Source organism: Streptococcus mitis SK1080 (assembly GCF_000220085.1).
Taxonomy (GTDB): domain Bacteria; phylum Bacillota; class Bacilli; order Lactobacillales; family Streptococcaceae; genus Streptococcus; species Streptococcus mitis_K.
In genome coordinates this window covers 1-12,129 of record NZ_AFQV01000015.1, presented here as the reverse complement: position 1 = coordinate 12,129, position 12,129 = coordinate 1, and the positions used below count along the sequence as shown (strand labels likewise).

10 protein-coding genes and 2 pseudogenes are annotated in these 12,129 nt (G+C 38.7%); 2 read left to right on the top strand and 10 right to left on the bottom strand.

Features of this window, described 5'->3' with window-relative positions; translation table 11 throughout:
• Positions 1–10: 10 nt before the first annotated feature.
• The 5 genes and pseudogenes from HMPREF9957_RS06110 to HMPREF9957_RS06095 all read right to left on the bottom strand — a co-directional run bounded on the left by HMPREF9957_RS06110 (position 11) and on the right by HMPREF9957_RS06095 (position 5,163).
• On the bottom strand, positions 11–814 hold the full coding sequence (locus tag HMPREF9957_RS06110) for an ABC transporter ATP-binding protein (RefSeq protein ID WP_000157670.1): 804 nt from the start codon (positions 812–814) through the stop codon (positions 11–13).
• A gap of 12 nt (positions 815–826) precedes the next feature.
• A complete protein-coding gene (locus HMPREF9957_RS06105; RefSeq protein WP_001012086.1) occupies positions 827–1,720 on the bottom strand; it encodes an ABC transporter permease in 894 nt (297 codons plus the stop codon).
• 11 nt (positions 1,721–1,731) lie between these two features.
• Positions 1,732–2,709 carry an ABC transporter substrate-binding protein gene (locus tag HMPREF9957_RS06100; RefSeq protein ID WP_000869840.1) on the bottom strand — a complete coding sequence of 326 codons (978 nt, stop codon included), beginning with the start codon at positions 2,707–2,709 and terminating at the stop codon, positions 1,732–1,734.
• 506 nt (positions 2,710–3,215) lie between these two features.
• Positions 3,216–3,335, bottom strand: a pseudogene (locus HMPREF9957_RS13045) (IS630 family transposase); the annotation flags it as partial.
• 202 nt (positions 3,336–3,537) lie between these two features.
• Positions 3,538–5,163, bottom strand: coding sequence for a malolactic enzyme (locus tag HMPREF9957_RS06095; protein ID WP_000123926.1), 1,626 nt, complete (start codon positions 5,161–5,163; stop codon positions 3,538–3,540).
• Between the two features lie 357 nt (positions 5,164–5,520).
• Between HMPREF9957_RS06095 and HMPREF9957_RS06090 the strand changes: the two genes are divergently transcribed.
• Together HMPREF9957_RS06090 and HMPREF9957_RS06085 are read left to right on the top strand one after the other, a co-directional pair.
• Complete coding sequence (locus HMPREF9957_RS06090; protein WP_000208712.1) at positions 5,521–5,871, top strand: helix-turn-helix domain-containing protein; 351 nt, start codon at positions 5,521–5,523, stop codon at positions 5,869–5,871.
• A 127-nt stretch (positions 5,872–5,998) separates the two neighbouring features.
• On the top strand, positions 5,999–6,877 hold the full coding sequence (locus tag HMPREF9957_RS06085; RefSeq protein WP_001049298.1) for a LysR family transcriptional regulator: 879 nt from the start codon (positions 5,999–6,001) through the stop codon (positions 6,875–6,877).
• 414 nt (positions 6,878–7,291) lie between these two features.
• On the opposite strand, the gene HMPREF9957_RS06080 is transcribed toward HMPREF9957_RS06085, so the two are convergent.
• The 5 genes and pseudogenes from HMPREF9957_RS06080 to HMPREF9957_RS06060 all read right to left on the bottom strand — a co-directional run.
• Positions 7,292–8,218, bottom strand: coding sequence for an ATP-binding cassette domain-containing protein (locus tag HMPREF9957_RS06080; RefSeq protein WP_001291302.1), 927 nt, complete (start codon positions 8,216–8,218; stop codon positions 7,292–7,294).
• Positions 8,219–8,228: 10 nt separating this feature from the next.
• A complete protein-coding gene (locus HMPREF9957_RS06075; protein ID WP_000159551.1) occupies positions 8,229–9,296 on the bottom strand; it encodes an ABC transporter ATP-binding protein in 1,068 nt (355 codons plus the stop codon).
• 8 nt (positions 9,297–9,304) lie between these two features.
• Positions 9,305–10,231 (bottom strand): oligopeptide ABC transporter permease OppC, encoded by a 927-nt coding sequence (oppC, locus tag HMPREF9957_RS06070; protein ID WP_000103703.1) that lies wholly within the window; start codon positions 10,229–10,231, stop codon positions 9,305–9,307.
• Complete coding sequence (locus HMPREF9957_RS06065; RefSeq protein ID WP_000759899.1) at positions 10,231–11,727, bottom strand: ABC transporter permease; 1,497 nt, start codon at positions 11,725–11,727, stop codon at positions 10,231–10,233. The genes oppC and HMPREF9957_RS06065 overlap by 1 nt, the downstream gene beginning before the upstream one ends.
• A 66-nt stretch (positions 11,728–11,793) precedes the next feature.
• Positions 11,794–12,129 (bottom strand): annotated as a pseudogene (locus HMPREF9957_RS06060) (peptide ABC transporter ATP-binding protein); the annotation flags it as partial.

Sequence of the window (12,129 nt, the reverse complement as noted above, 5' to 3'; positions counted from 1 at the left end):
GCCTTTTTCTTTATCCCAAAACCAATTCATCACTGACTAGACTTTGACCACTATTTTTCTGGAAGAGATGCATAAGGTCTTCAACCGTCAGATGCTTCTTCTCTTCTCCCTTGACATCCACCACTATCTTGCCTTGATAGAGCATAATGAGACGATTACCATACTCAATCGCATGGTTCATATCGTGGGTAATCATCAAAGTCGTCAACTGATGGTGTTCCACAATCTTTTGCGTCAAATCCATCACCATTTGACTGGTTTTTGGATCAAGTGCCGCAGTATGTTCATCCAAAAGCAAAAGTTTAGGTTTCACCAGAGCTGCCATGACTAGGGTCAAGGCCTGTCTTTGTCCTCCTGAAAGGTATTGAGTATCCACTTTCAAGCGGTTTTCAAGACCAATATTCAACTCTTTCAAGGCTTCTTGGAACTGGATTCTATCCTTCTCCTTCACTCCCCAACCAAGTCCTCTCTTCTGCCCGCGTCTCAAGGCAATAGCCATATTCTCCTCAATCGTCAAACGAGAAGCTGTTCCCATCTTAGGATCTTGAAAAACACGGGCGATATCCTTGGCTCTCTTTCTTACACTCAGATTTTTAATGGATTTGCCTACCAATAAAAGGTCCCCTTCGTCCACCGATAGATTGCCAGCCAAGATATTCATCAAAGTGGATTTCCCTGCTCCATTTCCACCAATCACAGAGATAAAATCTCCCTCTTCAACCTCTAAATCTAATCCTTTGAGGACATGGTTCTCATTGACCGTCCCTGCTTCAAATGTTTTGTGAATATTTTCAAGTGTTAACAAACTTGCCATAACTTTTTCCTCCTATTCATTTCTCAATTTCAGACCACGAATCTTTAATCTCTTTTGCAATTCTGGTGCGAATAGAACCAAGGCTAACAAGATTGCATTAAAGAGACGAACCAGGTTCTGATCTAGATTTGGAATTTCATAGATATTTAAAATAATCAAACGGTAAACAATAGCACCGATTCCGATGGATAACAAACGTCCTCCAATGGTCAAGTCGTGTATCAAGACTTCCGCAATAATGACTGCACTCAAACCAACAACGATGGTTCCTGTCCCAGAGGTTACGTCTGAAAATCCATCATTTTGAGCGAACAAGGAACCACACAGAGCAATCAAACCGTTTGAAATCATGTAACCAACAATCTTCATGGTGTCTACATTGACCCCATTTGCCTCACTCATCGGAATATTGTCCCCAGTCGAACGCAAGACCAAGCCAATCTCCGTTTTCATCAAAAGGGTCAAGACCAAACAAACAAGTAAGAGACAGGCCAAACTGAATGAGAAAACAGCTTCTTCAGTTGTCAGTCCCAAGCTAGCCAACTGTTTAAATACAGTTGAAGAATCTCCCAAGGAAAGATTGGGCACACTTCCCATGATTTTAATATTGATTGAATAAAGCCCTGTCAAGGTCACAATCCCTGTCAAGAGAGCTGGGATTTTCATCTTGGTGTGGAGCATTCCTGATACAAGACCTGCTACCATACCTGCCAGCAAAGCAAGTAAGGTCGCAATCCAAGGATTTGTCCCTGCCTGTATCTGAGATACGACGACAGCCGCCCCCAGTGGAAAGGCTCCTTCAGCAGTCATATCCGCAATATCCAAAATACGGAAAGTCAAGTAGACCCCAATAGCCATAATCGACCATAGCAAACCTTCTGATAAACTAGATAATACAAAATTCATCTTAAACCTCCTTATTCCTTGCCTTCTAACTTACTAATATCAATTCCCAATGCATCTGCCATTTCTTGATTGGTATGCAATTCCAGTTTTTCAGGCAACTCAACTGCTATATTTTCTGGCTTCTCACCTTTTAAGACACGAACCAGCATTCTTGCTGTCTGTCTTCCCAATTCTTCATAATTGGTTCCGTAGTTATACAAGCCACCAACAGCAACCATTTCTGTTGAACCACCGAATACTGGAACCTTGTGTTTAATAGAAACCTGCTTGACTGTTTCCATGGTTGATGAAATGATATTATCCGTTGGTACAAAAACCATATCCACCTCTGCCATCAAGCTTTCTGCAGCCGCCTTGACGTTGTTACTGTCCAAGATTGTTTTTTCAACAACGGTAAAGCCTTTTTCTTCCAGAAGGCGCTTAGCTTCATCCTTTTGGACAACCGAATTTGGCTCGCTCTGAGTATAGAGAATTCCAATCGTTTTAGCTTTTGGCAGGACTTTCTTTATCAAATTGATTTGGGTTGAAATGGCATCTGATGACTGATCACTTGTCCCAGTTACATTACCCCCAGGATGTTCTCTTGACTCAACTAGCTTGGCACTGACAGGATCTGTTACCGCTGAAAAGATAACAGGTGTCGTTTGTGTTGTATTGGCCAAGCTCTGAGCAGAAGGCGTTGCGATAGCTAGAACGACATCACTAGATTCTGCTAGCTGCTGGGAAATTGTTTTTAGATTTCGTTGTTCTCCTTGTGCATTTTGCAAATCAATCTCGATATTTTTCCCTTCAACATAGCCTTGCTTGGCCAGCTCATCCACAAAACCTTCTCTAGTAGCGTCCAAAGATTGATGAGTAATAAACTGCGAAATACCGATACGAAAAACATCTTTTTTCTTATCCGCCTTCAACTGATGCAAACTGATCAGAGAGGTCAAGAGAATCCCCACTACCAAGAGGGGTGCTAGTAATTTTCGAACAACTTTCATAATGAAACTCCTTCTCAGAAAAGATAATACTCAATGAAAATCAAAGAGCAAACTAGGAAACTAGCCGCAGGCTGTACTTGAGTACGGCAAGGCGAAGTTGACGTGGTTTGACTTTGATTTTCGAAGAGTATAAAACAAAAAACCGCCTAGATACTATCTAAACGGATGCTTGAAATAATCTAACAAGTTACAACTTAGCTAGTCCATTTAGATATTCATCTATATGGACCACAATCAAAAATCTTAGCCACATAGATACAAACAAATTGCTTGAACTGTTTGCATCCATGGTGACATGTCTACAAACACTATCTAAAGTAGCTAAAGTAGCTAAAGTAAAAGTTTTGATTCATCGTTACAGCTTGTTTCTTATTCATTTCTTTTTCTGCTTTCTTTTTTGATGTTTCCTATCTTACCACCTTTTTCATTAGCTGTCAAGAATATTTCAGAATTTTTTAAAATTTTTCGAAAATTCTTTCATAATTCTTTCAATTCTTTTAGGATAATTTCAAAGATTTGCCCATTAGACAAAATAGAACGATTTGAAGACTTTTATGGTATTTAGTTGTACTAGAGTCTTTTAAAAGTGTTTTGATAACTTGTATTTCTTCTTTGGTTGATTTCATATCACTATTATATAATGCGTTTTGATTTTAGTATAGTATTAAACTGACTCTTGGCAGTCGGACAAAAAATCGACAGTTATTTTATACTGTTTAAAACCAATAGTCAATACGACAATCTCTTTACTTTTCGGTTATCAACTCTGTAGATTGCTAACATATCCAAAATAAGCCAAGTATCCCGAGGATAGGCAGCAGAAATGAATTATTTATACTCTGGATACCACTTCAAATCACGAACTGCTTTGGCCATATCTGTTTCCTTAGCGCGTGCAAGTCCTTGCTCTTGTGCTTTTTTAGCGACTGCTTCTGCTACTTTAATAGAAACATCTGCTACATACTTGAATGGTGGCAAGACAGGAGCTCCTGGTTGGCCTGGATTGACAATACCACTCAATGAATGCGCCGCCGCTCCAATCATTTCATCAGTCAAAAGACTTGCTTCAGAAGCCAGCATACCTAGACCAAGACCTGGGTAAATCAGGGCATTATTTGCTTGACCAATCACATAGTCTACACCTTTATAAGAAACCGTATCAGCAGGAATTCCTGTTGCGACAAAAGCTTTGCCATCTGACCATTCAATCAAATCTTTGGCACTAGCTTCTGCCAATTTAGTTGGGTTTGACAAAGGGAAGATCATTGGACGTTCTGTGTTTTCACACATAGCTTCTACTATTTCTTTAGTGAAGGTATTAGGCTGAGTTGAAGTTCCTACAAGAATGGTTGGCTTCACAGTCTTCACTACTTCAAGCAGGTCAGTCAACTTATCTGCGTTACTAAAGTCAGCACGTTTCTTAGCAAATGGTTTTTGCTCTGGTGTCAAGTCATCCATGTCATCAAAGAGAAGACCTTGTTTATCAACCATAAAGAAACGTTTATAGGCTTCTTCTTCAGAAAGACCTTCACTTACCATTTCACGAAGAACACGAGAGGCAATTCCTGCACCCGCAGTACCACCACCATAGCAGAGATAAACTTGATCTGTTAATTTTTCACCACTAATATCCAGAGAACCAAAGATACCACCCAAGGTAACGATTCCTGTACCTTGAATATCATCATTAAATGTCGGAATTTGTTTCCGGTATTTTTCAAGAATATTGGCAGCATTCAAGCGGCCGAAATCTTCCCAGTGAAGGTAGAGTTTAGGAAAGAGACGTTCTGCTGTTTGAACAAATTGGTCAATGAAGTCGTAGTAACGATCTCCGCGGACCCGTTCGTGACGATTTCCTAAGTAATTAGGATTGTTACGAAGTTCTTCACGGTTAGTCCCTGCATCAATGACTAAAGGAAGGACCATCGAAGGATCGATTCCAGCAGCACCTGTATAGACCATCAATTTCCCAACAGAAATGTCGACACCATTTGTTCCCCAGTCGCCAATTCCAAGGATTCCTTCTGCATCTGTTACAACAATGAGACGAATCTCGCGACCCCCGGCAGCGTTTTTCAAAGTAGCTTCAATATTTTCAGGATGATTAATATCAAGATATCCCGCATATTGGGGATCTACAAAAAGATCACTATAGCCTTCAATGGTATCTGCAATAGTTGGATCATATACAATTGGATTGAATTCTTCCAAATGTTGAGAAAAGAGGTAATAGAAAAGAGTCCTGTTGGTATTAAAAATTTCCATTAGGAAAAGACGTTTTTCCAAATCATTGGCTTTTGTTTGCATTTGTGCATAAGTTTGCGCCGCTTGTTCTTCAATCGTTTGAACATACGGTGGCAGTAAACCGATAAGGCCTAGTTCCTTTCGCTCCTCTAAGGTAAAGGCAGTACCTTTATTGAGGAAAGGATTGTTTAAAATATCATGTGCAGTCATAGTGCAACCTCCTTTTTACTTATATTGTACCACATGGAACGAATTGTTTGTAAAACGTTGTTGTTTAAATAATACAATTGTATACGCATATGTTATAATGAGTCTACGAGAACAATTTCTAATAGGCTCTTTTATACTTAAAACACTATTATTGATAATACTTTAAGTTGTTATATTTTATAAATTTCTGAACTCATCAAACTCTCGATGATCACTCTTTACTAAAAGTTTCGAGTAAAATAAACCAATCATACAAATTGACAATCCTAATTAAAATAAATATCCTATAAGTGTGTTATATAATACTTTCTATTTTTTAAGGTGTTTTTTGTCATATAAAACTTGTATTCTATTTATATGACAACTAAAAACTATTTACAACAATATATTTCCCAAAAAGTGAAATATTTTCGAACACAGAATAAAATGAGCCAGGAAGAACTTTCGGAACAAGCAGGACTCGGGCTTAAATATATCAATCAACTTGAAAACCAAAATGTGAATCTGACCATTCACAGTCTTGAAAAAGTGATTGACGCCCTAGAAATGACCCCAGAGGAATTTTTCAATTTTGATAGCCTTGAATCAACCTCTGATAAGAGTGACAATCTTTCACTCAAAAGAATCAACATGAAGATTAAACAGCTCCCTATTGATAAACGAGAAAAGATGTTGGTCATTTTTGAGAGTATCTTAGATAATCTTTGAGATCCCTGACTCACTTACATTTTAACTGGTGAATACTCGTATAGTCAAATTGTAGGATACGGATAAAAATTATTTATCTGCTGTTTTCCACTTATTTTCCTTCTCCAACTAATGAAATTGAGCCCATATGAATTTAAAAGATCTACAATATTTTTATGACCTCTGCCAGCTTCAATCCTATACGGAAGTAGCAAAACAACATAAAGTCAGCCAACCATCTATTTCTTATGCTATCAAGCGCTTAGAGGAATCCTTTAACTGCAAATTGATTCACCATGACCCCTCGCATCGTTCCTTCAAGCTAACTCCTCAAGGACAAATCCTTCTAAAGCATACAGAACTGATTTTACCTGAGGTCATTTCTACTCGCAAAGAAATTAATCGCTCCTTGGCACAATACTCTACTGTAGGATTCCCTCCTATTATCATTCAGTATCTCTTTGCTGCCTTAAACGAAAAAGATAAATTCGATTTTTTAAAAAAGGTACGCCCTATCCGCGATGGCTCCGTGGAGTTATTAAACCTTCTCATCAAAGGAGACCTTGATGCAAGCCTACTCGGTTTGATTGAACCTCTCAACTATCCTTCAATAGAGTCACACGAGCTATTTCATAAAGAACTGTATGTCGTTTTATCTAAGAACCATCCTTTTGCCACTGCTCCTTCCCTCGCTTTTGAAGAATTAGCAGATCAATCCTTTATACTCTTAGACGAACACTTTGTTCACCTGAAAGCTTTTGAAACGCTTAATCAAAAGTATCAAAACAAGGCAGAAATATTCTTTAAGACTGATGACATTGCCATCCTTAAAGAACTTTTAAAGAAAGGGATTGGCCTTAGTTTACTGGCTGATATCGCACTTTCTGATGAAGATGATGATTTAATAAAAATTCCTCTTATACCGAAGGACAAGATAACTTTTACAGTTTATTACGCTTACCTTAAATCAGCTACACCGTCATCAGAAGTAGAAGCCTTATTTAATCTCCTTAAATCATATGAATAGAAAAAACTCTAACTATCAATGAACTGATAGCTAGAGTTTTTTACATTGTAGATATTAGACTCAATGAAAATCAAAAAGCAAACTAGGAAGCTAACCTCAGGTTGCTCAAAACACTGTTTTGAGGTGGCAGATAGAGCTGACGTGGTTTGAAGAGATTTTCGAAGAGTATTAGACTATAGTAGATTGAAGCTAGAGTAATACGCCGCGACTTCTAAACCTTTTCTAGAAATGAATTTGACTTTCCTAATAAAGTTGTTCAGATTTTATTTCATCTCACTATAATTCAATGATTTTCTAAGAATTCTATTTCTTTCGAAAATTCTTTCAGAATGCTTTCAAAGTTTTTCAAATCAGTCCAACAAAAAAAGGTTTATAATTTCCATAAAAATTGACATGGAAATTATAAAACCATTATTAGCTTAGTCCTTTTTGATAACGTGCCAATTCGGCTTGGTTCGCCCAAACATAGTGACCTGGACGGATTTCTACCATAGATGGCTTATCAGTCTCATAGTCGTGTTGACTTGGGTCGTAAACCTTCAAGACCTTCTTACGTTCCAAGATTGGATCTGGGATTGGTACCGCTGAAAGCAAGGCTTGAGTATATGGGTGAATTGGATTGTTAAACAATTCTTCTGTTTCTGCAACCTCTACAATAACACCCTTGTAAATAACTGCGATACGATCTGAAATAAAACGAACGACAGACAAATCATGGGCGATGAAGAGATAGGTCAAACCAAGTTCTTTTTGGAATTTTTTGAGCAAGTTCAAGACTTGGGCACGCACAGAAACGTCCAAGGCTGAAATGGGCTCATCCGCAATAACAAAGTCTGGTTGCATGACCAAGGCACGGGCAATACCGATACGTTGACGTTGACCACCTGAAAACTCATGAGGGTAACGAGTCAAGTGTTCAGCAAGAAGACCTACTTCACGGATAATATTTTTAACTTTCTCTTTACGTTCTTCTTCATCTTTGAACAGATGATGATTGTAAAGACCTTCAGAAATAATATAATCAACAGTCGCACGTTCATTCAAACTTGCGGCAGGGTCTTGGAAAATCATCTGGATTCGACGAATCAATTCCGCAGCTTGTTCACGCGATTTCTTTCCATTAATCTTTTGACCCTCAAAAATGATATCTCCATTACTTGTGTCATTTAGACCGATGATAGCACGACCAATAGTTGTTTTCCCACTACCTGACTCACCTACAAGCGAGAAAGTTTCTCCCTTGTTGATAAAGAAGTTAGCATTTTTAACTGCGACAAACTTCTTACTTCCTTCACCGAAGGAAATTTCTAAATCTTTGATTTCTACTAATTTTTCAGACATTTCCTTCCTCCTAGTCTTCCAGATGGGCAAATCCCATTTTTTCACGGATCTTATCGTGGAGATTTGCAATCACAGCTGGTTTTTCTACTTTTGGAGCATCCTCATGAAGAAGCCAAGTTTTAGCCCAATGTGTCTCTGATACTGAGAATTGAGGAGCTTTTTGTTCGAAGTCAATCTGCATTGCATAGTCAGAACGCAAGGCAAAGGCATCCCCTTTCAGGTCAGTATAAAGTGACGGAGGTGTTCCTGGGATTGAGTAAAGATCCCCTTTATCATCAGCAAGCTGAGGCAAGCTAGACAAGAGACTCCATGTATATGGATGACGAGGGTCATAGAAGACTTCCTCAACAGTTCCATATTCAACGATTTCTCCTGCATACATAACCGCTACCTTATCCGCAATACTTGCTACCACACCAAGGTCGTGAGTGATAAAGATTGTTGTGAAATGATACTCATTTTGTAATGATTTCAGCAAATCAATAATCTGTGCTTGAATGGTCACATCCAAGGCTGTTGTTGGCTCATCACAGATCAAAACATCAGGTCGGCAGGCAAGGGCAATAGCAATTACGATACGTTGACGCATCCCTCCAGAATATTGGAATGGGTATTCATCAAAACGTCTATCTGCATCTGGAATCCCAACCTTATTCATGTAGTCAATGGCCAATTCTTTTGCTTCTTTAGCTGTTTTTCCTTGGTGTTTTACAATCACTTCTGTAATCTGACTACCAATTGTTTTAATGGGGTCCAAACTAGTCATTGGGTCCTGGAAGATCGTCGCAATCTTAGCACCACGAATTTGTTCCCAATCTTTATGAGAAGACAAGGCTGTCAAGTCCTGACCACGGTAGTCAATACTTCCTTGGGCAATGCGACCATTTTCTTCAAGCATACCTGTGAAAGTCTTTGTCAAAACAGATTTCCCTGATCCTGACTCACCTACCAAGGCTAATACTTCTCCTTCAACTAGTTCAAGGGAAACGCCGCGAATGGCTGTCAATACTTTGTCACGAACGTCAAATTCCACGACAATATCGCGAGCAGTCAAAATTACATTTTTTTCTTTTGTCATTTCTACTCCTATCTATGTGTACGTGGATCACTAGCATCCGCTAAGTTTTGACCAACTACGAAAAGGGACAAGGATACCAAGACAAGGGTTGTCAATGGAATCCAGAACAAGTAAGCATTGGTTGTTACGTTTTGTGAATAATCCGAAATCAAACGACCCAAACTTGGCACGGTAATCGGTAATCCAAGACCGAAGAAAGACAAGAAGGCTTCGTATGAGATAAAGCTTGGAAGCATTTGAGTCATGGTTGTCACAATAACAGATACCAATTGTGGCATGATGTTTTTGGCAACAATCTTCAAGGTCGGTGTTCCCAAAGTACGTGACGCCAAGTTGTATTCCAAATCACGGTAACGCAAGATTTGCACACGGATCATGAAGGCAATTCCAATCCATGTCGTCACACTCATAGCAAAAATTAGATTCCAGAATCCAGCTCCGATTGAGTAAGTCAAGACAATGACAATCAAAAGAGATGGGATGTTTGAGATGACATTATAAACTTCCATCATCACACGGTCAACTGATTTTGAAATTCCCCAAATACCACCGACAAAGACACCGATAACCAAGTTAATCACTGTCGCAATCACAGAAATGAGGATGGAGTTACGAGCTCCGAACCAGACACCGTCAAAGAGAGATTTACCATTACTGTCTGTACCGAACCAATGCTCAGCATTTGGCTTGATATAACGAGCACTAAAGTCGTTTACCTTGCTGACATCATTGAAATCAAACTTAGAAAACATTGGGTAGATGAAACTCATCAAAATGATGGCTACCAAGATTCCCAACATGACTACAGTTGATTTTTTCTTCATAAATTGTCTAAACACTGATTTCCAGTAAGAATATGCTGGCGCATCAATAGTTTCAGAGGCAAAATCGTCACGTTTTACAAACTGAAATTTTTCTTTATCGATTGTAGACATTATTTGCCTCCTTTCTCAGTCAATTTAATACGTGGGTCAATAATGGTCATCCAAATATCTCCCAAAAGAAGTGAGAAAATAGAAATACATGTAAAGATGAAGACAAGACCAACGACCATAGAGTTATTAGATGCTTTTACAGAGTCAATCAACATTTTACCCATACCTGGGAAGGCAAAGACTGTTTCAGTAAGGGTTGCACCACCGATAACCCCGATAACAGCACCAGGAATTCCTGAAACCAGCGGAACCATGGCATTTTTAAATATGTGTTTGTTTGAAATTTCTTTTTCAGACAAACCTTTTGCACGAGCGAAACGAACAAAGTCTTGAGATTGCAAGTCAATCATGTAACGACGAATCCAAATGGCTGTACCAGGAGCACCCAACAAACCAAGGATAACTGCTGGTAAAACATATGAACGCCAATCTCCAGCACCTAAGATAGGGAATGAATCTGGCAAGCCAATTGAAGAACCAATCAATCGAACAATATAAACAAGGGCGATTGTTGGAAGAGCCATCAAGAAGGTCAAAGCCCCTGTTGAGAAGCTATCGATCCAAGTGTTCTTGAAACGAGCCATGGCTGAACCAAGTGGCACGGCAATCGCATAAGAAATCACCAAACCAATCAAACCAGCAATAGCAGAGCTGACAATCATAGATGGATATTGGTAATTACTTTCAGTCGCTGTATAAGGATCATCTTTCCCATAGCTAGCTACTTCACGAGAGTCAGCCTGACTAGGTGACTTGTAGGTTCTTGAGTAAATATTTACAGAAGACGTTTTCTTACCTGTTGGGAACTGAACTTGGGCAGTTTTGGTCTGTCCTTGACCTTGAGTAATAACCTGAAGAACTGGTGTATTAGCATAGGTTGGATAAGAGTCACCTAAATTGATATTCACAAAATTTTGATGCACAAATGGGAACTGACTGTTGAAGTATAAGAGATATTTATGTTTAGTACCTGAACCGACCAATGACCATCCGATAGCTGGATCATTTTCAAAACGAAGATAGCGTTTCAAGTCTGGGTTTTCAGGGTCTTGAATTTTATTTGTATGGTCAATGTCAATCAAGTTAGCATAGAAGTGAAAAACACGTTCAAAAATTGGAATTTCACGAGTAGCATAAAATTGACCACTTTCAGTAAATTCTCCCAAAGTCCAACCATGACCTAATTGATTGATGTACTTTTCATAAATAGCTTTATTGGTCGCATTTGCCTCTACTGTTACAGAAGAATCCATGCTACTTGCCTTTTCTTGCAACTCTTTAGTATCGTAATACTCAATGTAGCCCATACGCTCAAACACAGTATTTTCATAGTTATCACGTTTATCAGCCGTTGTCGCAATTTTATTATAGTTAGGATCCTGCTTGAAAATCAATTTTCGAGGAACCAAGGTATAGATAATCGTGTAGGTCAAAGTCGTTACTAAGAAAATCGAAACCAATGACCGCAAAACACGCATAAAAATATATTTTTTCATATTATTTCCTTTAAAAATCCCAAAAGAACCTTCTCCTCATGGAGAGAAAGTTCTATTAGAAATTATTTACTTCACATGACTTGCCAATTCTTTTTGAGCTTTCTCATTTGATTCAGCTTTTTCTTTCAACCATTTTTCACGAGCTTTTTCATACTCTTCTTTGGTGATTGCTTTTTCACCAACTTCAGTGTACTTCAAGTATCCTGAATTTTCACCTTTAAGGCCGGCTACAGAATATGATGAGCTAAATGGTAGAACTTTTGAAACATATGAAACAGCTGTTTCTTTAGGAGAAGCCATTACTGGAATTGTCAAAGCATTGTCAGTCAACCAAGCTTGTGCTACCGCGTATTTTTCATAACGTTTTTGAACATCTTGGTTTTCGCTGTTTGCATCATCAAG

Excerpts from the sequence above, each read along its gene's own strand:
- HMPREF9957_RS06110 (WP_000157670.1), bottom strand. The coding sequence starts at position 814 with ATGGCAAGTTTGTTAACACTTGAAAATATTCACAAAACATTTGAAGCA.
- HMPREF9957_RS06105 (WP_001012086.1), bottom strand. The coding sequence starts at position 1,720 with ATGAATTTTGTATTATCTAGTTTATCAGAAGGTTTGCTATGGTCGATT.
- HMPREF9957_RS06100 (WP_000869840.1), bottom strand. The coding sequence starts at position 2,709 with ATGAAAGTTGTTCGAAAATTACTAGCACCCCTCTTGGTAGTGGGGATT.
- HMPREF9957_RS06095 (WP_000123926.1), bottom strand. The coding sequence starts at position 5,163 with ATGACTGCACATGATATTTTAAACAATCCTTTCCTCAATAAAGGTACT.
- HMPREF9957_RS06090 (WP_000208712.1), top strand. The coding sequence starts at position 5,521 with ATGACAACTAAAAACTATTTACAACAATATATTTCCCAAAAAGTGAAA.
- HMPREF9957_RS06085 (WP_001049298.1), top strand. The coding sequence starts at position 5,999 with ATGAATTTAAAAGATCTACAATATTTTTATGACCTCTGCCAGCTTCAA.
- HMPREF9957_RS06080 (WP_001291302.1), bottom strand. The coding sequence starts at position 8,218 with ATGTCTGAAAAATTAGTAGAAATCAAAGATTTAGAAATTTCCTTCGGT.
- HMPREF9957_RS06075 (WP_000159551.1), bottom strand. The coding sequence starts at position 9,296 with ATGACAAAAGAAAAAAATGTAATTTTGACTGCTCGCGATATTGTCGTG.
- oppC (WP_000103703.1), bottom strand. The coding sequence starts at position 10,231 with ATGTCTACAATCGATAAAGAAAAATTTCAGTTTGTAAAACGTGACGAT.
- HMPREF9957_RS06065 (WP_000759899.1), bottom strand. The coding sequence starts at position 11,727 with ATGAAAAAATATATTTTTATGCGTGTTTTGCGGTCATTGGTTTCGATT.